Genomic DNA, 21,791 nt, shown 5'->3' with positions numbered 1-21,791 from the left:
GGACTCGCCCAAGTCAGGAGTGAGCGATGGTCCACCCCCACAAGCCCCTGCGCACCTCGACGACCGGGGCCGTCTCGGCGGCCCTGCTGGCCGGGGCCGCCTTCGGGCTGGCCCCGGCCGCCCCGGCGGCGGCCACCGGGGCCGAGGCCGCGCCCGGTGTACGGTTCGTCGACATCCGCGGCGACGGCGGCACCGTACTGAAGGCCAATGTCGTCACCCCGGCGGACGCCGGCGGCTCGCGCACCTACCCGGTGATCGTGCTGCCGACCAGCTGGGCCACACCGCAGGTCGAGTACCTCGCGCAGGCCACGAAGCTCGCCGGTGCCGGCTATGTGGTGGTCAGTTACAACGCCCGCGGCTTCTGGCAGTCCGGCGGCCGGATCGAGGTGGCCGGGCCGCCGGACGTCGCCGACGCCTCCCGGGTCATCGACTGGGCGCTCGCCCACACCCCCGCCGACCCCTCCAGGGTGGGCATGGCGGGAGTGTCGTACGGCGCCGGGATCAGCCTGCTCGCCGCCGCGCACGACAAGCGCGTCAGGGCCGTCGCGGCGCTCAGCGGCTGGGGCGATCTCATCGACTCCATCTACAGCGGCCGCACCCAGCACCTCCAGGCCGCCGCGATGCTCGGCGGCGCCGGCTACCTCACCGGCCGGCCCAGTGCCGAACTCCAGCAGATCCTCAAGGACTTCCTCGGCTCGAACCTGGCCAAGGAGGACGAGATGATCGCCTGGGGCAAGAAGCGCTCCCCAGCCACCCATCTCGACCGCATCAACGCCAACGGCACCGCCGTGATGCTCGGAAACGCCTGGGGCGACACCATCTTCCCGCCCAACCAGTACGCCGAGTTCTACGAACGGCTCACGGTGCCCAAGCGCCTGGAGTTCCGCCCGGGCGACCACGCGACCGCGGAGGCGACCGGCCTGCTGGGTCTGCCCAACGACACCTGGACCAGCGCCCACCGCTGGTTCGACCACCATCTCAAAGGCGCGGACAACGGCGTGGACCGCGAGCAGCCGGTCCGCCTCAAGTCCCGCTCCGGCGGCGGCTACGAGACGTACCCCAGCTGGAAGTCGGTGGGCGCGGACACCCGGAAGATCACCCTGGGCGGCACGAAGAGGATCCACGCGAACATCGATTCGGGCGCCAACGGCGGCATCCTGATGCTGTCGAACGCCCTGGACCAGTTCGTCAGGCTGCCCCCGACCGCTTCGGTCCCGTTGCTGCCACGGTCGTTCGCCGCCGTGTGGCAGTCCGAGCGGTACGGCTCGGACCGGCGGATCCGGGGGACGGTGAAGCTGCACACCACGGTCACCAGCACCAAGGAGAGCGGCACCCTCGTCGCCTATCTCTACGACGTGGGGCCGCTCGGCCTCGGCAAGCTGGTCAGCAATGCGCCGTACACCTTCCACGGCAAGACCGCGGGCAAGCCGTTCACCGTGGACCTGGAGTTGTTCTCCACCGCCTACGACGTCCCGGCCGGCCACCGTCTGGCCGTGGTCGTCGACACTGTCGACCCGCTCTACATCGAGCACAACCCGTCCGGCGCACAGCTGACCTTCTCCTCACCCGCGGCCGACCCCTCGTACCTGTCGGTCCCGCTGCGCGAGCAGTGATCACCGGCCGCTGCCGGGCAGGGCATGGCTCTATGAGCTACTGCCCGGCCCTGGAGAACGTGCGCCCCCCGCGTGGTTGTCGTTGACGTCCCTCAGCTCGATCAACAGATCGACGGCCATACGCTGCCCTGCCCCAATCTCAGCGGTGTCAAGGTCACGCAAACTATCCAGCCGGACAAGGGACTTCACGCCTGACACGCACAAATGGGGCATAAGCGGTAATTGGCATCTAAATGCAAGGGCGAGGCGTCAGGCCTCCGCCGCCTCCGCATAGACCTGGGACAGCTCGGGCGAACCGTGCACGGCCCAGCCCAGTCCCGCCTCCACCACATTGATCTCACGCCCCGAGGCGAGCCGCACCACGGGGTGGCCGCCGGGCCACACATGCCAGGCGGCACCCCGCACGGTCCGGACGATCACGGTGCCCAGATAGAGTCCCGCGTCGTTGCCCAGCCAGGGCAGCTCCTCCGGATCGTCCCGCCAGCGGGGCGGCAGCTGGTCGAGCGCCTCCAACGAGGCCGGGGTGTCGTCCAGTTCAAGCCCCTGCTGCCCCGCCCGGACCCGCAGCAGTTCGCACTCGGAGAGCAGCTCCGCCACACCCTCCGCGTCGCCGCCGACGGCGGAGGCCAGCGTTCGGCTCCCGTCACCGCCGTGCCGTTTGCGCCAGTTGTCCAAGAAAGGGATGTTCATACGGATCAGCCTCGCATTCCCATGGACGGGCGCACCACACGGCGCGCAGGAGGCGCCCCGGAGGTCTCAGAGGTCGAGGTCGACCACGACCGGGGCATGGTCCGAGGCGCCCTTGCCCTTGCGCTCCTCGCGGTCGACATAGCTGTCCTTGACCGCCTTGGCGAACGGCTCGTTGCCGTAGACCAGGTCGATGCGCATGCCCCGGTTCTTGGGGAAGCACAGCTGGCGGTAGTCCCAGTACGTGAACGGCCGGTCGTACTTGAGCGGGCGCGGCACCACGTCGGCGAGGCCCACCTCGCGCAGACCGGCCAGCGCGGCACGCTCCGGCTCGGTCACATGGGTCATTCCCTCGAAGAACGACCGATCCCACACATCGTCGTCGGTCGGTGCGATGTTGTAATCACCGAGCACCGCGAACGGCCGCTCCCCCGCGGCGTCCTCGGCGACCGCGGCCTTCAGCGCATCCAGCCAGGCCAGCTTGTACGCATAGTGCTCATGGGCCACCTCACGGCCGTTCGGCACGTACACCGACCAGATCCGGACGCCGCCGCAGGTCGCGCTCAGCGCACGGGGCTCCTGCACACCTCCGTAGGCCGGGCCGCGGGCCAGGCCCTTCACGACGTCGTCGAGGCCCACCCGGGAGACCACCGCCACCCCGTTCCACCTGCCGTCGGCATTGACCGCGGACTCGTAGCCGAGCTCCTTCAGGGCGTCGGCGGGGAACTGCTCGGCGGTGCACTTGGTCTCCTGGATGCACAGCACGTCGGTGCCGCTGCTCTCCAGCCAGGCGAGCAGCCGCGGCAGCCGGGCGGTGATCGAATTGACGTTGAACGTGGCGATGCGCATGCGGCAAGCCTAACCGCGGGGTCCGACAGTCAGAGGTCGGCGGATTCCCCCGACGCCAGCCTGCTGTGCTCGGCACCGCCCAGATTGCCGATGTGCGTGTCGTAGAGGGGGCGGGCGAGCTCGGTCAGCAGCGCGTCGTGGATGTCGATCGCACGGCGCGGTGCGACCTCGCGTACGTAGTCGATGACCTCCGAGACCTTGTTCCACGGAGCCATCACGGGGAGCATCAGCGTGTCCACCGGCCGGCCCGGGACGGTCAGGGCGTCGCCGGGGTGGAAGACCGAACCGTCCACGAGGAAGCCGACATTGGTGATCCTCGGCAGGTCCGGGTGGATCACGGCGTGCAGCTCACCGTGGACCTGGACGTCGAAACCGGCCGCGGTGAAGGTGTCGCCGTCACCGACGGTGTGGACGCGGCCGGGGAAGGCGGCGGAGAGCTGCTCGGCGACGCTGCGCAGCGTCCAGATCTCGGTGCCCGGACTCGCGTCGAGCGCGACGCGCAGGCGCTCCTCGTTGAAGTGGTCGGGATGCTCGTGCGTGACCAGCACGGCATCGGCACCGGCGGCGGCGTCCGGCTCGCTGAAGACGCCGGGGTCGATGACGAGGGTCCGCCCGTCCTTCTCCAGGCGGACGCAGGCGTGCGACTTCTTCGTGAGCTTCACCGGGGTGACCTCCCTCTCGCGTACGGCGGCCCCCGAACGGATCTTTCCCCACCCCGCCGCAGGCGTATCCCCGGGGCCGGGAACACGCCCGGGACCAGGGATACGCCCGGGGGCCGGAGATAGACCCGGGACTACTCGTGGGGAGTGGTCTCCTCCTTGATCACCGTCTGGGCGACCCGGAACGCGGAGTTCGCGGCCGGTACGCCGCAGTACACCGCCGCGTGGATCAGGATCTCGCGGATCTCCGCCGGGGTCAGTCCGTTCCGCAGCGCCGCCCGGGTGTGGAAGGACAGCTCGTCCAGGTGGCCGCCCGCGACCAGCGCGGTGAGCGTCACGACGCTGCGGGTACGGCGGTCCAGGCCGTCGCGGGTCCAGACCTCCCCCCAGGCGTACCGGGTGATCAGCTCCTGGAAGTCACCGGTGAAGTCGTCGGCGCCCGCCATCGCCCGGTCCACGTGCGCGTCGCCCAGCACCGCCCGCCGGACCCTCATCCCGGCCTCGTACGGATCGGGCCGCACCGCGCCCACCGCCTGCGGCTGCTCGGCGGGCGGGGCGATCTCGGCGACCGGGGCGACCGGCGCGGAGACCGACGGGCTGATCGGCGGCACCGGAATCGCGTGGAGCGTGTCCTGCCAGGCCAGGGAGAAGTGGCGTACGAGCAGATCGGTGACCGCCCCCGGCTGCTCCACGGGCGCGAGGTGCGAGGCGCCGGGGACCAGCGCGAGCCGTGCGTCCGGTATCCCGGCGACCAGGGTGCGGGCCTCCGCGGGCCCGGTGAGCTGGTCCTCGGAGCCGACCAGGACCAGGGTGGGCACGCCGACCCGTCCCAGATCGGCGCGTACGTCGAACGCGGCGAGCGCCTCGCAGGCGGCGATGTAGCAGCCGGGGTCGGTGGTGCGCACCATCTGCACGGCCCACTCGACGATCGCGGGCTGCGCGCCCGCGAAGCCCGACGTGAACCAGCTCTCGGGGGCCGTGCGCGCCACCGGGTCGAGACCGTTGGTACGGACGATCACACCGCGCCGGCGGAACTCGTCGGCGGTGCCGAACCTCGGCGAGGCGGCGACGAGCGCCAGCGACGCGACCCGGTGCGGCAGCCGCAGCGCCAGCTCGATGCCGATCGCGCCGCCGATGGAGCAGCCCGCGTAGCCGAAGCGCTGGATGCCGAGCTCGTCGAGGGTGGCGACCAGGCGGTCGGCCAGCTCGGTCATCGAGCCCGCCGGGTGCGCGGGGGCGCCGCCGTGCCCCGGCAGGTCGAAGCGCAGAATCCGCCACTGCCGGGACAGCTCCGGCACCTGCCGGTCCCACATGTGCCATGTGGTACCCAGTGAGGGAGCCAGGATCAGGACCGGGGCGTCTTCTGGCCCGTCAACGCGGTATTGCAGGGTGTTCGGTGGTGTCTCGCTCACCCGTGAGACCCTCTCATCTGTCACGACAGCCCCTATGAGCGGGGTGCTGGCTGTACCTGTTTGACCAGGTGGAAGACCTCTCGGGCCGCATAGCGTTTGAGGCAACGGACGATTTCGCGACGGGTCTTGCCTTCCTTGATCCGACGCTCGTAGTAGACCTGCGTGCGCGGATCGACCCGCAGACGGGTGAACACGATTCGATGAAGCGCGGCGTTGGCCTGACGGTCGCCACCGCGGTTGAGTCGACGGTACTGCCGGCGCCCCGACGAACGCTCGACAGGACTGACCCCGCACAGCGCGGCAAAGGACGCCTCATTGTCCAGGCGTTCCGGATTGTCCCCCACCGTGATCAGCAAAGCGACGGCCGTGTCCGGACCGATCCCCACCACGTCGAGCAGCTGCGGGGCATGACATTTCACGAGGCGGGCCAGACGAGCGTCCACACTGCGGATCTGCTCGGAGAGCTGGCCGATCCGGTGAGCCAGCAGACCCAGCGTGATCCGAGTGGCCTGCAGCACCGATTCCTCACCGTCCTCCTCGTGACCGCTCACGTCGGCGAGCCGCGCACAGGTCCGGAAGAGTTCCGCATTGCCCAGTTGGGCCAGCTCTTCCCGCAAGGCGGGGTCAGCAGTAATGAGGACGGACTTGAGCTGGTTGACGGCCTGGGTGCGGGCTTTCACCGCCGACCCCTTGGCCAGCTTGTACATCCTGGCGATCTGCACCGGTCCGTCGCCCGATTTGGCCCGGGCACGGGCCCGCCCGCTCAATACGGCTCGCGCTGCGTTCTGGGCATCGAGCGGATCCGATTTGCCGCGCCGACGACGATCTGCCCGGTCCATCCGATTCACGTCAAACAAGTCCACGCCCTGGGCAAGCAGATAGCGCGACAGGGACGCTCCGAAGGAGCCGGTCCCCTCCACCCCGGCCCGCCCCACGGCTCCCAACTTCCTGGCCCACTTCAGCAGATCGCGGTATCCGGCCGCGGTGGCCGGGAACTCGTCGGTGGCAAGCACAGTCCCCATCAACGAGAGCACCGCAGCCACATGCGCATCCCGGTGCGTATCCACTCCCAGAACCACCTCCCCCGCGGAGCGACGACGGCGGGACTTTGGAGCAGGCGACGTACTGGACATGGTCGATCCGGACATGCCCGTTCCTTCCGGTCCGATGGCGCGTCGCGTTGCCGGCACCGGGCCGGGTAGGGCGGTCAGAATCGTGAGGACGCCACAACGATCCGCAGGTCCCCTGACTTGTTGAATCGACCCCAGACGCCGGTCTGCAGCCGTAGCGTCCAGGGTGCCGGTCGGCACGGGCCCGCAGGCTCCTTGCTGCTCCTTGGCGGGCTCACCGATAGCGTGCCATCGCCGACCGGCACCTTACGCGGTGTGGCTCGACAGAGGCATGAAAGCGACACGTTGACTTCAAGTCAGGATGCCCACCGCACTCCTTTCCCTGACTCAGCGAGTGCGAGGCCTGTCTGCGATCCTGATCGGTGTCGATCCCCACAAGTCGTCCCACACCGCCGTTGCCGTCGACGCCACGGGTCACCAGGTGGCTCAGCGTCGGTTTACCGTCAACGCTGGCACCTTCCGCCAGCTGATGCGCTGGTGCCAGCAGTGGCCCGAACGCCGCTTCGCTGTCGAAGGAGCCCGAGGACTTGGCCGTATGCTCGCCCAGCAGCTGGCCGCCGCCGGCGAGAACGTGGTCGACGTTCCTTCCACCCTCTCGGCCCGGGCCCGGCTGCTGGCCACCGGCGGAGACCGCCCTTCGCGCTCGACCTGCGACGTCGAACGACGCTCGGCTCTTGCGGCCCTGACCAGGGCATCTCACATGGCCTGGCCATCATCGCGGCCCCCACGCAGCTCCCATCCGTCATCGCCAACCAACGATGAGCGCCAAGGTGCAACCGGTTGAAGCGACACCCAACCAAAGTGCAACCCTTGAGTTGCACCTTAGAGATCGATATGCAACTCTGGGGTTGCATCCGATCGTGACGATGAAGGAGTCCCTTATGAGCGAGGACCGGATCGAACGCGAAACCCTGATCGCGGCACCCCTGGAGCGGGTCTGGTCGCTGGTGGCTCAACCCGGGTTCTGGGTGGCCGACAAGGCTAGCCTGCCCGGCACCGTGGCCAGGGAGGGTGAGTCGATGGTGGCGAAGAACGCCGAGCACGGCGACTTCCCAGTGCGCGTGGAGAAGGTCGAGCCGCCGACATACCTGGCGTACCGCTGGACCAGCGCGTTCCCCGGAGAAGAGCTGCGCGAGAACAACAGCACCCTCGTGGAGTTCACGTTGACCCAGGAAGGCGACCAGACGCGGCTCCGCGTCGTGGAGAGCGGGTTCGCGGCGCTGGCCGGGTCCGAGGAGCTGCGCAGTCAGAACCTGAAGGACCACAGCGAAGGCTGGCCCCTGGAGCTCGACGCGCTCAAGACGCGCGCCGAACAGCCCTCCACGTGACGGAAGAACATCCCGGCGCCGCCGAGGTCGTCGACAGCGTCCTCGGTGCGCTGGCCGACCCGACACGACGTCAGCTGCTTGATCTGCTCGCCGCACAAGGTGAGGCCACTGCCACAACGCTCGCCGAACGACTTCCCATCTCGCGGCAGGCAGTGGTCAAGCACCTCGCCGTCCTGGACGCCGCCGGGCTGGTTTCCGGCGGCCGGGTCGGACGCGAAGTGCGGTACGCGGTGCGGCCCGCGGCGCTGGACACGACGGCACGGTGGATGGCCTCGCTCGCGGCCGACTGGGACCGGCGGCTGGCGAACATCAAACGCGTCGCCGAGGCAGCGGAGCGGGATTCGAGTTCGACACGCCCCAACTGAAGGGAAGCACGCTATGGACACGTCGGTACTTCGCAGCGCCTACGACAGGTTCCTCGATGCGGCAGCCATCCCCGACCTCGGCGAGGCGGACGATGGAGGATGGAACGCCGACCAGATATTGGCTCATCTCCTCAGCGTCGATGCCTCGATCGCAGCGGTTGCTCTGGGCGTTGTCGCCGGCTCGCGGCCCACATTCGACAATCGGATCTGCCTCGACAGCTGGAATCTTGACCGGATCATCGCCGAGCACTCGGGCCGGGCGGACTTGATTGATCATGTCCGGAGTCAGGCCAACGTCCTGTGCGACATCGCCGATCAGCTCAACGAGGAAGCTGCCTCGGTTCTGGTGCCGTCGCTCCTCCTGTCCAACGACGCACTCGTGCTGGACCAGCCGATTCCGCTGGCGAGCCTGATCGATGGCCTCGGCGAAGACCACGTGCCCGTGCATACGGAACAGCTCCTCGGTCTTCGCGTCGCCGTCCCTGGACACGCCTGAAAGGCGGCGAACGGCTTGGCCTCTTCCCAGACCTTGAGGCCGTCGGTGGACATGGCCCGTCGAGCCTTGAGGCGTACGTCCGGTCTGGATGACGCGCCCAGGATCCGGGAACTTCCTGGTGCGCCTCGATGCCGACGTCATCGGATGTGGACCACGCCCCTCGGGCCGTGATGCTCACCGGCTGTGCGTCACCGCCGGGTATGGCCGTGGCAGACAAGATCGAGCATGCAGGGATCCAGCGGGTTTCCTGGCCGGACGACGGGTGGGCAGTGGGGCAGGGGCACCTGGCGGAAGGGCCTGATGACCGCCGCGTAGCCGAGCGACCGCCTCGATGGTGGCTGTGGGGGGACAGGACGGAGGGAGTCTGCCCATGCGGATCGTCGTGGACCTGAATCGCTGCCAGGGATACGCGCAGTGCGTGTTTCTTGCCCACGAGGTCTTCAGACTGAGTGGTGAGGAGGCGCTCACCTACGAGCCGAACCCCGATGACGAGCGGCGTCTGCAGGTTCAACGAGCCGCTGCCGCCTGCCCGGTGCAGGCGATCGTGATCGACCGCTTGGACGGCGCGGAGCGGGGTGGGACGTCATGAGCGTGCCGGCAACGGTCGCTGAGCTGGTGCGCGACTTCAAGGCCAACGGCCGGATCGTCATCATAGGTGCCTCCCTGGCGGGACTGCGGGCCGCCGAAGCCTTGCGTGATGAGGGCTTCAGCGGGCCTCTGACCATCATCGGGGACGAGCCGTACGAGCCCTACGAGCGTCCGCCGCTGTCCAAGCAAGTACTCAAGGGCTGGGTGCCGGCCGACCACACCAAGCTGCCCCGCTTGCGGGAAGTGGATGCGGACTGGCGGCTCGGGGTGGCCGCCACCGGGTTGGACCGGATGACCAGAAATGTGCACCTGGCCACCGGCGAGCAGGTCCCGTACGACCGGTTGCTGATCGCCACGGGCACCCGCGCGCGTCAGTGGCCGAATCCGGCCGAAGCCGCCCTGGACGGCGTGTACACGCTGCGCTCGCGTGACGACGCGGCACGGCTCCAACAGGCGCTGGCCGCGCGGCCGTCGCGGGTCCTGATCATAGGTGCCGGGTTCATCGGATCGGAGATGGCCTCCGTCTGCCGGGAACTCGACATCCCGGTGACCGTCGTCGAACGGGGTTCGGCGCCGCTGGTCGGCGCGCTCGGCGGGGTGATCGGCGAGATCGCCGCTCAGATGCAGCGCGACCACGGCGTGGACCTGCGCTGCGGGGTGGGCGTGTCGTCGCTGGACGGCGACGCGGGCGGACACGTGCGGCGTGCTCAGCTCTCGGACGACACCACCATCGAGGCCGACGTGGTGGTGACCTCGCTGGGGTCGATCCGCAACGTGGAATGGCTGGAGGGCTCCGGGCTGGCGTCCGGTTTCTGGGGCGTGGGCTGCGACGCCGGCGGCCGGGCCTTCGACATCAACGGCGTGGTGACCGACTCCGTCTACGTGGCGGGGGACGTGGCCCGCTCGCCCCACGTGCTGTACGAGTACCAGTTCCTCGCGATGGAGCACTGGGACAACGCCGTCCTCGGCGCCGAGGTCGTGGCGCACAACATGGTGAACCTCGAGCCCGACTACCGCCCGCATCTGCTGCTGCCCGGCTTCTGGTCCGGCCAGTTCGGCGTCAACATCAAGTCCGTCGGCGTGCCGACCTTCGGCGACGAGATCGTCTTCATGCAGGGGTCCGTCAAGGAGCGCCGGTTCGCCGCCGCCTACGGTCGTCGGGGCCGCATCGTCGCCGCCGTCACCTTCGATCACGGCAGGTGGCTGGAGCACTACGCGCAGCTGATCGAGCAGTCGGGTCCGTTCCCGCCCCCGCCGCCGGGCTGGGACCGGCCCGACGACATGAAGCCGATCCCGGCCGAGTTCCCCGCGCCAGGCGTCCCCACGGCGATACCCGACGTTGTCCTGACCGGCCACGATCCAAGCGAGCGCAGGGCCGAGTTCCGGCCCCGCTGATGCGGCCCCTCGGGATCGGGCATCCAGCCGGACAGGGCAACAGGAGGAAAACAGCGTCATCATGGTCGAGGAAACCCCCTGGCAGCAGTCACTCCGCTACGCCAACCGCGCCAACCCGTATCCGTTCTACGAAGAGCTCCGCAAGACCCCGGTGGCGCGGCAGCCGGACGGCTCCTACGTCGTCAGCACCTACCGAGAGATCGTCGCGCTGCTCCACGACAACCGGGTCACCTCGGATCCGCGGAAGCGCCCCGCGGAGTACCAGTTCGCCAACCCCTTCGAGGGGTCGATCATCACCGAGGACCCGCCCGAGCACGATCTGGATCGCCGCCGGATGACGCGGCACTTCGGACCGCCCGAGCGCCCCCACATGATCGCTGACCTCGAGCCGGAGATCCGCCGCCTCACCGCCGAACTGCTGGACGACATGAAGGGCAAGACCCGGATCGACCTCGTCGACGAGTTCGCCTTCCCGCTGCCCGTGACCATCATCTGCAAGATCCTGGGCGTGCCGCTGGAGTCCATCCCGCGCTTCCACGACTGGATCGAGAGCGCCCTGGACGGCGCGGACCTCGGCCCGGAGGCGAACGACCCGGAGCAGCTTCGCCGGGCGGAGAAGGGCGTCGAGGAGGTGGGCAAGTTGCGGCAGTTCCTCGCCGACCTGCTCGACCAGTACACCGAGCAGCCCGGACCGGGCATGTTCTCGGCGATGGTCCACGACACCGGCCCCGATGGGCGCATGCCGCAGGACACGCTCGTCAGCGATGCCGTGCTCCTGCTCTTCGCCGGGCACGAGACGTCGGTCAATCTGATCGCCCACAGCGTGCTCACCATGCTGCGCCACCCCCACGTGTACGAACAGCTGCGCCACCGGCCCGAGCTGGTCGTGCCCGGCGTCGAGGAGTTCCTGCGCCTGGAGTCCTCGGTCCACATCTGGCACACCCGGGCAGCGCTCGAGGACATCGAGATCGCGGGCACCACGATCCCGAAGGGCGCGCCGATCCTCCTCGCGTACGGCTCGGCGAACCGCGACCCGGAGCGGTTCGAGAATCCCGACGAGCCGGTCCTCGATCGCCCCGACAACCAGCACGTCGGCTTCAGCCAGAGCGTCCACTACTGCTTCGGCGCCCCGCTCGCGCGGCTCGAGACCCAGATCGCGGTCGCGGAGTTCGTCCGCCGTGTGGAGAACCCGCGGCTCGTCGAGGATCCGCCGCCGTACCGCCGCAACCAGATCTTCCGCGGCCCGCGCCACCTCGTGGTCGACATCGACGGGATCCGCGACTGACGGCCGCTTCCGCAAGGGGTTCGCGTACGGTCCGTGCAGGACCAGGGTCCTCGGGAAGGTCCGCCGGCGCGGTGGCGCCGGGAGCGTGCGGCACAGGCCGCCGAGGTGGAGGCGAGGGTCAGCAGTCCGCGTCCGGCCCGTCCGGCCCGTCCGCATAGCGCCGCCGGGACTCCTCCATGTGGCCGAGACGGCGCAGGCTGAGCAGCACCGGTTCGTACAGAACGGTCAGGACCACCGCCGCTTCGACCCGTTCCGGTGTCGTGCCGAACTCCTCCATCTCATCGAGGTCGCCTGCCGCCAGCAGGTCGGCGGGGCGGGCGTACCGCATCAGGCGATCAGCACTGCTCGGACAGCCGAGGCGGTCCAGGGCGGCGACCGCGGACACCAGGGTGCCGTAGGCGGGGGAATGGCGGCCCGCCGCCTTGACGTACCGCCAGCCCAGCCGGTCCGCCACGGCGTCCACCTCGCGGCGGGCAGCGGCCGCGGCCGGGTCGGTCTCGTCCGGCACGGAATAGGACGGCAGTGAGGTGACCGCGGCGCCCAGCCGGCTGTACAGGTCCAGCGACTCGTCCTCCGCCGCGGCCAGCACCTCCCGTGCCCTGGCCACCGGCACCCTCCCGACCTGGATCAGCGCCGTCACCAGACGCAGCCTGCGCAGATGGTGCTCGTCGTAGTCGGTCTGCGTCGCCACGACGCGGCGCCCGGGCGGGATCAGCCCCTCACGCACGTAGTACTTGATCGTCGTACCGATGCGCCGCGTGACCTGCAACGACGACCTTTCGCGCCCCACAGGGGCACCGGGACACCGTCCCCTCGCGCGAAAGTGCGGTGTCGGTCAGTGGGGCGCCGCCGCGCATCGGCGGCGGGCCAACGCCAGGCGGCGAGAGCCCGCCGGGTAGGGAAGGGATTCCGCCAAGGCGGCCGCCCGTCGGAATGCTTCCGCCGCATCCCGCTCGCGGCCCAGTTCCGCCAAGGCGGCGGCATGCACCGTCCGCGCATCCGTCTCCGCAAGCCGCTCGCCGGCCCGCTCGGCGCGCTCCACCTCTGCCGCCGCCGCCTCGACGGCCTCCTTGACGCGCCCGCATGCCAACCACGCGCGGGCCGTCAGGTCCGCCGGCCTCATCGTTGGGTCTGCGAGGAGCGCCAACGCCTCCTCCGGGCGCCCCTCCTGCAACTCCAGCTCGGCCCGCACCGACCGCACCCCGTGCTGGGCCTGAATGTCCCCCTGCGCGCGCGCCGCACGCTCGGCTTCGTCCAGCAGCGCGCCCGCACCCGGCTCTCCCATGCGAATCCGCACCCGGGCGAGGGCTGCCTGAGCGTAGGGCACGCACCAGTCGAGACCCGGCCGCGTCTCCCGCACCGCGGTCTCCGCCAGGTCCCGGGCCTCGGCTGTCTCCTCCATCAGCAGGTGGAGTCTGGCCAGGTTCGCCCGCTCGAAGACGGTCGCCGTCGGATCGCCGGACCGCTCGGCGAGGTCCAACGCCTGCCGCCCCGTTTCGATGGCCTCACGCAACCGCCCCGCCCGAAGAGCGGTTTCCCGCAGGACCGAAAGGACCAAGGTGAGTATCTGCGGATCTCCGTACGCCTTCGCGTGCGGTAGTGCGCGTTCAGCGACCGGGCCCGTCTCCCCGAAGCGACCGGCCAAGCCCAGGGACGTCGCACGCATCGCCAGCGCCCGGGCGAGCAGCCCTCTGCGCTCCGGGCCCTCCACCGCCTGCGCCGCGGTTTCCGCCGCCCGCGCGGCCGCCGCCCCTTCCTCGTACCGGCCGGCGACGAAGCAGAGCACAGCCCTGGCCAGATGGTGGGTGCTCGCCGTCGCCGCCGGTGTGTCGGGGGCGGGCGGACAGGCATCGAGCAGCCGGAGACCCTCGTCCGTGCTCCGGGTCTTCGCCATGAGTTCGGCGAGCCGGGCTGCGGCGAGAACCCGTCCGTCCCGGTCGCCGCAGCGCTCCATCTCCGCCAGAGCCTCGCGCAGCAGCCGTGCCGCGTCCTCGAACCGCCCCATCCGGCGCAGTACGGCGCTGTGGTCCATCCGAGCGCGGGCCGATTCGGCGACCAGCGCGTCGAGTCGGCCGGTGAGCTCCGCGTAGTAGCGGTCTGCGGTGTCGTTTGCGTAATGGGCCGCCGCGCGTTCCGCTGCCCGGCGCAGATACCCGGTGGCGCGCGGGTCGTCAGCGCGCGTCAACTGGGCGGCGAGCGTGTCCACGGCATCCGGCCGGCGCCGGAGCACCGCCTCCGCGTAGGCCGAGTGCAGCAGCCGCCGCCGGGCCGCCGACAGCATCTCGTAGCAGGTCATCCGGACCAGGGGATGGCGGAAGGCAAGCCCGGCCATCGGACGGCCCTCGACGGCCACCGGCCGCTCCTCCAGCACCGAGGCGGCGACAGCGGCCTCCACGGCCTCCGTCGCCTCGGCCGTCGACAGCTGTCGCTGCCCGCAGCGACGGGCGACGTCGAGAACCTCGACGAGCGCCGCGTCCTGACCCGCCACCGCGACCACGTCCACCACGCGACGGGCTGTCGGGTCGAGTCGTCCGAGCCGCTGTGCGACCAACTGCCGTACTCCCTCGGGTGCTGCCGAATCGCCGGCGACACCGTCCCGCAGCGCACGCGCCAGTTCGAGTGCGAAGAGCGGATTGCCCAGGGACAGCTCCCAGACCCGTTGCGGTACGGCAGCGGCTGGGGAGCCCAGCGCGTCGGCCGCGAGCTCGAGACACGCCTGCCGGGGCAGGCGGGGCGGTTGGACAGCCCGGGCCAGCGACTGGCGCACCAGCATCTCCAGCGCGTGCCGCCGCGGATCGGAGCCCGGCAACTCCTCGGGGCGCAGCGTGGCGAGAAACCGCCACCCCGTGCCGCTCTCCCGGGCCCGCCGCGCAAGATGGCTGAGGAGCTGGAAGGAGCCCGCGTCCGCGGCATGGAGGTCGTCCAGAACCATCAGCACCGGCCGCTGCTCCGCCAGTTCGCCGAGCAACGCGGCCGATGCCCGGAACAGGCGGTCCCGCTCCTCCTCCGGGCTTCTCCACGACTTCGGCTCCACCCTCCCCGGCAGGAGAGTGGCCAGTTCCGGATACTCCGCACCCGTACGGGCCCACTCCTCGACGGAGCGGTCCGCCAGCCAGCCCTCGAGTGCCTCTGCGAACGGGCCGTACGGCCGTTGCCCTTCCGCGTCGTGGCCGGCGCCCCACAGCACGACCGCGCCCTTCTCGGCGGCCCGGCGAGCCGCCTCGGCAACGAGGCGCGTCTTGCCCAGCCCGGCCTCCCCGGTGACGAGGAGGACAGGCGTGGTGTCGGCTCCTAGCAACTCGGCCAGCACGTCGTCCCGGCCGCGCAGGGGCGAAGAGGGTGGCACCCGCAGAGCTGCCGGCAGCGCGGGCCGCGGCGACAGGGCGGCCGTGGTCGGCGCGGCGAGGGCTCTGCGGTGCAGCGCTTCCGTCTCGGGGCCCGGCCGCACGCCGATCTCCGCGTCCAGTGCCTCCCGGCACAGGTGGTACTGGTGCACGGCCCGGCGTCGGAGCCCCTGCCGGATGAACGCCTCCATCAGGATGCGGTGCGCGTACTCCTCGGCGGGCGAGGCCGCGAGGACCTGCTCGGCCGTCTCCACCGCTTCCTCGGTGGCGCCGGCCGCAAGATGAGCGGCGGCCAGTGCGAGGAGGGTCTTCTCCCGCAGTGCGGCCAGTCGTTCCCGGCGGGCCCGGGACCACGGTGCGTACCGGTCCTCGGGGAGAAGTTCGCCGGTGAACGCGTCGAGGGCGACGGCGAGTTCCACTCGGTCGCCGTGCGCGAGGGCTGCCTCCGCGAGCCCTTCGGCTTCGTCGGCGTCGATCCATACCGTGTCCGGGTCCAGGCGCAGCATCGCCCCCTCGCCGATGAGGTAGGACGACGCGGCCCGGGGCGCGAGCTCCGGCTCGACGGCCCGGCGGGCAGCGTGCAGTGCCACCCGCAGGCTGCCGAGCGCTGCGTGCGGGTCGGCGTCCGGCCAGCAGATCTCCATCGCCTCCTCGCGATGGAGGCGGTGGTCCGGGGAGACCGCGAGCAACTTGAGTAGAGTCCGGGCGCTCGGTCGCGGCCATCGCTCCGCGAGCGGTGGCCCGCCGTCCCGGTGGACCCGAAACCCGCCGAGGAGGTGCAGCCGCAGCATCGGGGGTCTCTCCACGCTCATGAGGGCCCCCACTATAGGGAGCCCTCATGAGCGGCGTCACGTCAGGACGTGGTCAGAACGCCCGTCACCATCCCGTGTATCCGGTTGTCGGCCCCCAGCGCGTACCGGTAGCCCGACAGTTCGGCCGCCCGGTCCTGCCCGAGTTGTTCGGGGTGCAGGCCGACGACCTCGTCCACGCCGTCACCGGTGAGGTCGGCGATCACCAGGTTCTGGGTCGCGTACCGCTGCAGCCGGGCCTCGTGATCCGGGTAGTGCGCGCCGGCCGTGAGCACCGACGGGTCCCAGACGTACACCGCGCCTTCGGTGCCACCCACGAGCAGCCGTCGCCCACCGGGACCGGTCGCGAAACCGGCTCGGTGGAGGGTCGGCAGCGTGTAGATCAGGTAGTCGTTGCCGTCCTTGCCGAAGGTTTGCAGCGAGGCCGTTCCGGCGAGGGTCAGGCCCTCATCGCCGGTGAACCAGTTGCCGAGTGTGAAGGTCCCACCACCGGTCGCGGACTTCACCAACTCGCCCGTGCGGACGTCGCGGAACTCGAAGAATTCCGTCCACCAGCCGTTGTCGCCCCGCACGATCCAGGTGGTGACAACCGCATGCCCGTCCGCGTACGGGATCGCGGGCGAGGCGTACACGCCGTGGAAGAGCTGCGCGCCGTAGATCTTCGGGTCGCTACCCGTCCACACCGGGCCGGCGGTCCAGGCAGCCGTGCCGGTCCGGGCGTCAAGAGCCATCTCCCCGACCGTGTCGGCCTCGCGCTGGTAGGGCGTCTGGTACGAACCGAGCACCCGGCCGTCGGCCACCGCCAGGTCGGAGAAGACAACCGGCCCCGCACCTTGGGGAGCGTACGACCACAGGTGGCGGCCATCACCCCGGTAGGCGCGGACGGCGTCCGCCGGGACGAGCACGTCGTCAGCGCCGTCGCTGTTCAGATCCGCCACGGTCACCGAGCGGACGAACTGCCCCGGCTGGTCGATGGTCGCGCCGACCCGGCCGGTCGTGGCGTCGACGATCACCGCGGCGGTTTCCGCGGCCACCACCACATCGTCGCGGCGTCCGTCGCCGTCCGTGTCACCCAGCACGATGTCGCCGTACACGGAGCCGGGCAGCGTGGCCCGCCACAGCAGCCGAGGCTTGCCCGCAGCCAGCGACGGACCGTCGAAGGCCCACAGGCCGCGCGACTGGCCGCCGGCCACCAGGTCCTTGCGGCCGTCCCCGTTCACATCGACCGCGATGCCGGTCGCCAGGTCGGCCAGGAGCGGTACGAGCCCCGCCGACTTGCCGTTGCCCAGCCGGTAGCTGTGAATGTTCTGGTCGTTGTCGATGGTTCGCACCAGCCAGTCGTCGCCGGACTGGTACGGCTGTGCGTAGATCGGGGAGGCGGCCGCGCCCTTGTGCGACCACCGCGCCGAACCGTCCGTACCGCTGAACGCGGTGATCGTGCCGTAGCGGCTGCCTCCCGAGTTGATCGCGCGGCCCCCGTCCGCGGTCGTCACGTAGGAGGCGATGGCCTTGCCGTCGGCGATCCGCAGGCCGAGGACGCTGTCGCCGTCCCGCACGTTCGACTCGTCCCGCTTCACGGTGGACGACCAGAGTTCCGTCCCGCCGTCACCGCGCAGTCCGCGCACCGTTGCCGCGTTGATGGAAAGGTTGTCGTCGAGGGTGGCTTCGGCGACCGCGTACTCGGTGCCGCCGCCGCCCTTGAGCTCGCCGACCGCCAGATCGGTACCGAGCGCGTTGACCCGCTCGTCGAGCACGGTCCGGGTGCCGTCGTCGAGGTCATAGCCGACCAGCTGGTACCACACCCCGTCGCGGTAGTCGGCCTGCTCGATGGCCACGAGCCGGTTGCGGGACGGGTCGTGGACCGCCTCCCGCCCGTACATCGTGCCGGCGGTCTGCCAACGCGGCGTGCCGTCCGCCGTGTCGATGACGAGCGTCCGGCTCGTGGCCGGGGCGGTATCGGTTTTCCGCACGTACCAGGACAGGGCTGCCGCGGAGCCGGACAGCGGAGTGACCGAGGCCCACCGGCCGTTGCGCCGGCCCGTGTCGTACGACCAGGTCGCCGCCGGTGTCAGCCGACCGTCCGCATACGCGAAGCGGAAGCCGTGCAGCACCGTCGTCGACGCGCTGTCTGCACCGAAGTTGGTGGACGGCTGGTCGGCGACGAGCAGGGTGCGGCCGACGAGGGCGACCTGTTGGGCATCGGCGAAGATCCGCGACCACAGGGTCGCGCCGGTCCGTCCGTCGAGGACGGTGACGAAGGTACCCGTCGACAGGGACGAGTCAGGGGAGGTGAACGGGCGATACGGGTTGGCGCCCACCTCCGCGGTGAAGACGACGTCGGCCACCCCGTCGCCGGTCAGGTCCCCCTGGGCAAAGCCCCGGTCGGCGAGATCGGCGTACGGACTGTTGGCCTCGTAGCCGACGGTGATCCGTGCCGGATACGGCTCCTTCTGCCACGGCCGCCACGGCTTGACCTGCCAGTCGGCGTAGAGGGACTCGTTGTCGCGCTTCCACACGGCCCGGCCGTCCGCCGCGAAACGCGTGATCAGGCCGCGACTGTGCACGGCGAGGAAGTCACCCTTGCCGCCACCGAGCTGGGCGGTCTCGGCATGCCCCTGGTACGTCTCCAGTGCGGACGCCTCGGTGAGGGTGACGGGTGATGCCGAGTCCTGCGGCTGCTCGGCCGGCGCCGGTTCGGCGGTCTCGCTCGGCGCCGCCGCCCCCTGGGAAGCGGGGGCCGCCGTGAACCGACGCTCGAGTTCGTCGGCCTGGTCGTCGGTCAGGACCCGGGCCTGCTGCGGCCCGTCCTCGGCGTACGCCGGGTTGGCGATCGCGGGGAGCGCGGCAAGCACGAGTTGGGGCGCGAGCAGGGCGGTGGCGAGGCGCACGGCGCCTCGGGATCGGTTCTTCATCGTGCCGCCTTGGGGAGAATGCGGAGGGCGGAACGGTCGGTGAGGACCGGTTCGTTGAAGGAGTACTGCAGGGCGTCGACGCCGGCCTGGTTCTCGATGCCGACGGTCGCTGATCCACCCTTCTCCAGCGTCGAGGCGCCGTCGATGGACTGGTACTGCAGGAGGATCGCCCCGGTCGCCTCTTCGAAGACCGCCTCGAACGTGACGCGCCGGCCCGGATCGGCCGCGAAGGCCGCGTTCTCCCAGACGACCGCGAACGTCCGCTGTCCGGCCGTTCCGGTGGTAGCGGACTTCACGGCCGACTTCTTGTCGAGGACGAGATCGTCCCAGTAGGCGGCGAGGATGCCGTTGGGCTGACCTTCCATCGGCAACGCGGTGTTGGCGTAGTCGCCGAGCCGCGGGGCGAGGAAGTTCACCAGGCCGTTGGTCGTGACACCGACCTGGTTGTACGGGACGCCGTAGAACGTCACAGGGAAGGGCAGGGCGACCGTCTTGGCGTTCTCGTCGCCGGAGAGGGCGACCTTTGTGGTGCCGCCGACCCAGGAGTACGCGGCGGGCAGGCAGCTGTTGCCGAAGGCGTCGCTGTGGGCGGGCAGCTGGAGGGTCAGGCTCTCATCGCCGTCCACGGTCAGGGCCTTCTGGTAGGTGCCGTTGCACAGCACCGGCGCGGCCGGCGTCGCGACCAGGGTGAAGGTTCCTTCGGCGACGTCCGGGAAGCGGAAGGCGCCGGAGGCGTCCGACACGACAGGGGCGAGCGACGCCTCGGCGATCCGTACGCTCGCACCGGGGAGCGGCTTGCCCGTCACGTCGTACACGGTGCCGGTCACGGCGTGCCTGGGAGCGGCGTCCAGCGCGATGTCGCGGGAGAGGGCCTGGCCGTTGGTGACGGTGAGAGTCTCCGTGGCCGTGCGGTAGCCGTAGCCCACGCTGGTAACGGTGTACGTGCCGGCCGCCAGGACCAGCCGGTAGGCGCCCGAGGCGTCCGTGGTCACGCTGCGCTGGGTGGTCTCGCCCGCTGCGGCGACAGCGATTCCGGCCAGCCCGGCGCCGGTGGCCCGGTCGGAGACGGTGCCGGTGATGGTGGCCGCGGTGTGCGGGGCCTGGTCGACGGCGGCGAAGGCGTCGAGTTTGCCCTCGCCCCAGACGTTGTTGGCGTCGGCGGTGCCGCCGCAGTGGGTGTCGTCGACGTCCCGTGCGGAGTCGTTCAGGACGGCCCGGGTGGCGTCGATGTCGCCGACGAGGGAGGGTGCCGCGGACCAGAGCAGGGCGACGGCACCGGCGACGTGCGGGGTCGCCATGGACGTACCGGATATCGCCCGGTAGCCGTCGCCCGGCCAGGAAGAGCGGACGTTGACGCCGGGCGCGGCGATGTTCGGCTTCATGGAACCGTCGACGAGGGAGGGGCCGAAGCCGGAGAAGGAAGCAATGGCTCCGTTCGCGTCGTACGCGCCGACCCCGTACGCGGGAGCCTGGGCACCCGGCGCCTCGGTGGTCGAACAGGTCGTGCCGTTGCCGGCGTTGCCGGCGGCGAACGCCTCGAAGATGCCCGCCGCGTTCCAGGACTCGATCATGTCCTGGTAGAAGGTGGTGTTCCCGCCGCCCCACGAGTTGTTGACGATGTCCGGGGCGAGATCGGGCCGCGGGTTCTGCCCGTTGTGATCGGTCGGCGCGAGGATCCACTGGCCGGCCTTCAGCAGCGAGGAGTCCGAGCAGGAGTTGGCCTCGCAGCCCTTGACGGCGATCCACTTCGCGCCCGGAGCGACGCCGATGCCGCCCGCGCCCGCGATGGTGCCTGTGGTGTGGATGCCGTGGCCGTTGTTGTCGCAGGGTGTGCTGCTGGGGCACTGGCCGGACGCGTCGTACCAGTTGTAGTCGTGGCTCACGGCGCCGTCGCCGAGGTTGCCCCGGTAGTTGTCCTTCAGGGCCGGGTGGTCGAACTGCGCACCCGAGTCGATGGTGGCGACGACGACGCCCTCGCCACGGTCGTCGTACTGAGACCAGACCTGGTCGGCCCGGATGTCCTTGACGCCCCAGTCCGGGTCCGCAGCCTCGGTCGCGGTGACCGGGCCCATCGCGGCGGTGTCGATGGCGTAGCGCTGCTCCTGCTTCAGGGCGGCGACATCGGGACGGGCGGCGAGCTGCTCGACCAGATCCCTGTCGCCGGTGACCTTTACGGCGTTCGCAATCCAGTACGACTCGTAGCCGATCTTCGCTTGGTCCAGGTAGCGGGTCAGCGAGCTCTGGTCCCGGGCGGCTTCGGCGCGCCGCGCCTGGAACACGGCTGCCTTCCGCGCCTTGCCGCGCTGCCGAAGAGCATCGGACAGGTCGGCGTGGCTGTCGAGGACGACGAAGAAGGTCGCTTCCTGACCGGCTTCAACGGCGGCGGTGAGGCCCGGGTCGACGATCGCATGGTGCCGGGGTGCCGCGTTCGCGGCCGGGGCGGCAAGCCCGCCGGCGAGGGTGGCGGCAACCGCTGCCAACGCGGTGGCCGCTCGCCGCAGGGACGAACGAGGCAAATGTATCTGTACAGCTCCTCAGTGGCCGATGCAGGGAATGCCGGTACTCCGTTTCCGCGGAAGCCACCGAAATGTCGAGAGCGGAAGCGCGGAGCTGGCTTGACCGGGCAGGCTACGAGCGGGCCGTTACTGGGGAATTACTGACGCGGTGTCTCATCACGGGAGTTGCCGGAGCCTCAACTTCGCGCCTGAGGAGCTGAAAGGCATTTGCGTTCCCCGCCTCCGCAGCCGGGCGAGGAGTACGGGGCGCAGTCGACTCCTGGCGGGCGGGGCAGAGCTACTTGCGAAAGGCGGCCCCGCCTCGGTCGCCCATGCCACGGTTGCCGAACGCGCCCTCGTCCACTCAGTTCGATCGTGCATTTTCCATCAAGCACCCACTGCGTGGGCTGACCGGACGGCCGGT

The 21,791-nt window shown here is 70.5% G+C and carries 17 protein-coding genes; 8 read left to right on the top strand and 9 right to left on the bottom strand.

Annotated features, from left to right (window positions below):
- Window positions 1–26 precede the first annotated feature (26 nt).
- Window positions 27–1,613 (top strand): alpha/beta fold hydrolase, encoded by a 1,587-nt coding sequence (locus OG766_RS29760; protein WP_328726605.1) that lies wholly within the window; start codon window positions 27–29, stop codon window positions 1,611–1,613.
- A 249-nt stretch (window positions 1,614–1,862) separates the two neighbouring features.
- Here the strand turns inward: OG766_RS29760 and OG766_RS29755 are convergent, their stop codons facing one another.
- The 5 genes from OG766_RS29755 to OG766_RS29735 all read right to left on the bottom strand — a co-directional run bounded on the left by OG766_RS29755 (window position 1,863) and on the right by OG766_RS29735 (window position 6,353).
- Complete coding sequence (locus tag OG766_RS29755) at window positions 1,863–2,303, bottom strand: DUF6278 family protein (protein ID WP_266386818.1); 441 nt, start codon at window positions 2,301–2,303, stop codon at window positions 1,863–1,865.
- 66 nt (window positions 2,304–2,369) lie between these two features.
- Window positions 2,370–3,149 (bottom strand): exodeoxyribonuclease III, encoded by a 780-nt coding sequence (locus tag OG766_RS29750; RefSeq protein ID WP_266386821.1) that lies wholly within the window; start codon window positions 3,147–3,149, stop codon window positions 2,370–2,372.
- A 29-nt stretch (window positions 3,150–3,178) separates the two neighbouring features.
- Window positions 3,179–3,811: an MBL fold metallo-hydrolase gene (locus OG766_RS29745; RefSeq protein ID WP_266386824.1), complete on the bottom strand. Its 633-nt coding sequence runs from the start codon at window positions 3,809–3,811 to the stop codon at window positions 3,179–3,181.
- Window positions 3,812–3,942: 131 nt separating this feature from the next.
- The gene (gene pcaDC / locus OG766_RS29740; RefSeq protein WP_328726603.1) at window positions 3,943–5,220 is read right to left on the bottom strand and encodes a bifunctional 3-oxoadipate enol-lactonase/4-carboxymuconolactone decarboxylase PcaDC; all 1,278 of its coding nucleotides are present in this window, start codon (window positions 5,218–5,220) and stop codon (window positions 3,943–3,945) included.
- Window positions 5,221–5,252: 32 nt separating this feature from the next.
- Window positions 5,253–6,353 (bottom strand): IS110 family transposase, encoded by a 1,101-nt coding sequence (locus OG766_RS29735; RefSeq protein WP_443045625.1) that lies wholly within the window; start codon window positions 6,351–6,353, stop codon window positions 5,253–5,255.
- A 298-nt stretch (window positions 6,354–6,651) separates the two neighbouring features.
- Between OG766_RS29735 and OG766_RS29730 the strand changes: the two genes are divergently transcribed.
- The 7 genes from OG766_RS29730 (at window position 6,652) to OG766_RS29700 (ending at window position 11,807) form a co-directional block, all read left to right on the top strand.
- A complete protein-coding gene (locus OG766_RS29730) occupies window positions 6,652–7,134 on the top strand; it encodes an IS110 family transposase (RefSeq protein WP_328726601.1) in 483 nt (160 codons plus the stop codon).
- A gap of 97 nt (window positions 7,135–7,231) precedes the next feature.
- A complete protein-coding gene (locus OG766_RS29725) occupies window positions 7,232–7,678 on the top strand; it encodes an SRPBCC domain-containing protein (RefSeq protein WP_266386834.1) in 447 nt (148 codons plus the stop codon).
- Window positions 7,675–8,043 (top strand): ArsR/SmtB family transcription factor, encoded by a 369-nt coding sequence (locus OG766_RS29720; protein WP_328726600.1) that lies wholly within the window; start codon window positions 7,675–7,677, stop codon window positions 8,041–8,043. The genes OG766_RS29725 and OG766_RS29720 overlap by 4 nt, the downstream gene beginning before the upstream one ends.
- Window positions 8,044–8,056: 13 nt before the next feature.
- Entirely contained in the window at window positions 8,057–8,539 is a 483-nt protein-coding gene (locus OG766_RS29715; RefSeq protein ID WP_328726599.1) for a hypothetical protein, read from the top strand.
- A gap of 370 nt (window positions 8,540–8,909) precedes the next feature.
- The gene (locus tag OG766_RS29710; protein ID WP_266386843.1) at window positions 8,910–9,128 is read left to right on the top strand and encodes a ferredoxin; all 219 of its coding nucleotides are present in this window, start codon (window positions 8,910–8,912) and stop codon (window positions 9,126–9,128) included.
- Window positions 9,125–10,522 (top strand): NAD(P)/FAD-dependent oxidoreductase, encoded by a 1,398-nt coding sequence (locus OG766_RS29705; protein ID WP_328726598.1) that lies wholly within the window; start codon window positions 9,125–9,127, stop codon window positions 10,520–10,522. The genes OG766_RS29710 and OG766_RS29705 overlap by 4 nt, the downstream gene beginning before the upstream one ends.
- Window positions 10,523–10,583: 61 nt before the next feature.
- Window positions 10,584–11,807 carry a cytochrome P450 gene (locus tag OG766_RS29700; protein ID WP_328726597.1) on the top strand — a complete coding sequence of 408 codons (1,224 nt, stop codon included), beginning with the start codon at window positions 10,584–10,586 and terminating at the stop codon, window positions 11,805–11,807.
- Between the two features lie 118 nt (window positions 11,808–11,925).
- Here OG766_RS29700 and OG766_RS29695 read toward each other — a convergent pair whose 3' ends face one another.
- The 4 genes from OG766_RS29695 to OG766_RS29680 all read right to left on the bottom strand — a co-directional run bounded on the left by OG766_RS29695 (window position 11,926) and on the right by OG766_RS29680 (window position 21,394).
- Complete coding sequence (locus tag OG766_RS29695; protein ID WP_266386851.1) at window positions 11,926–12,576, bottom strand: MerR family transcriptional regulator; 651 nt, start codon at window positions 12,574–12,576, stop codon at window positions 11,926–11,928.
- Window positions 12,577–12,642: 66 nt separating this feature from the next.
- On the bottom strand, window positions 12,643–15,840 hold the full coding sequence (locus OG766_RS29690; RefSeq protein ID WP_328726596.1) for an ATP-binding protein: 3,198 nt from the start codon (window positions 15,838–15,840) through the stop codon (window positions 12,643–12,645).
- Window positions 15,841–16,004: 164 nt separating this feature from the next.
- The gene (locus OG766_RS29685) at window positions 16,005–18,872 is read right to left on the bottom strand and encodes a VCBS repeat-containing protein (protein ID WP_328726595.1); all 2,868 of its coding nucleotides are present in this window, start codon (window positions 18,870–18,872) and stop codon (window positions 16,005–16,007) included.
- The gene (locus OG766_RS29680; RefSeq protein WP_328727543.1) at window positions 18,869–21,394 is read right to left on the bottom strand and encodes a S8 family serine peptidase; all 2,526 of its coding nucleotides are present in this window, start codon (window positions 21,392–21,394) and stop codon (window positions 18,869–18,871) included. The genes OG766_RS29685 and OG766_RS29680 overlap by 4 nt, the downstream gene beginning before the upstream one ends.
- Window positions 21,395–21,791: the final 397 nt, after the last annotated feature.

The organism is Streptomyces sp. NBC_00259 (genome assembly GCF_036181745.1).
GTDB lineage: Bacteria > Actinomycetota > Actinomycetes > Streptomycetales > Streptomycetaceae > Streptomyces > Streptomyces pratisoli.
The sequence above is the reverse complement of the archived record's forward strand: the minus strand, read 5'-3'. Positions and strand labels throughout refer to the sequence as shown.

Coding starts and splice junctions, on each gene's coding strand:
- OG766_RS29760 (WP_328726605.1), top strand. CDS start 27: ATGGTCCACCCCCACAAGCCCCTGCGCACCTCGACGACCGGGGCCGTC.
- OG766_RS29755 (WP_266386818.1), bottom strand. CDS start 2,303: ATGAACATCCCTTTCTTGGACAACTGGCGCAAACGGCACGGCGGTGAC.
- OG766_RS29750 (WP_266386821.1), bottom strand. CDS start 3,149: ATGCGCATCGCCACGTTCAACGTCAATTCGATCACCGCCCGGCTGCCG.
- OG766_RS29735 (WP_443045625.1), bottom strand. CDS start 6,353: ATGTCCAGTACGTCGCCTGCTCCAAAGTCCCGCCGTCGTCGCTCCGCG.
- OG766_RS29730 (WP_328726601.1), top strand. CDS start 6,652: ATGCCCACCGCACTCCTTTCCCTGACTCAGCGAGTGCGAGGCCTGTCT.
- OG766_RS29725 (WP_266386834.1), top strand. CDS start 7,232: ATGAGCGAGGACCGGATCGAACGCGAAACCCTGATCGCGGCACCCCTG.
- OG766_RS29715 (WP_328726599.1), top strand. CDS start 8,057: ATGGACACGTCGGTACTTCGCAGCGCCTACGACAGGTTCCTCGATGCG.
- OG766_RS29710 (WP_266386843.1), top strand. CDS start 8,910: ATGCGGATCGTCGTGGACCTGAATCGCTGCCAGGGATACGCGCAGTGC.
- OG766_RS29705 (WP_328726598.1), top strand. CDS start 9,125: ATGAGCGTGCCGGCAACGGTCGCTGAGCTGGTGCGCGACTTCAAGGCC.
- OG766_RS29700 (WP_328726597.1), top strand. CDS start 10,584: ATGGTCGAGGAAACCCCCTGGCAGCAGTCACTCCGCTACGCCAACCGC.
- OG766_RS29685 (WP_328726595.1), bottom strand. CDS start 18,872: ATGAAGAACCGATCCCGAGGCGCCGTGCGCCTCGCCACCGCCCTGCTC.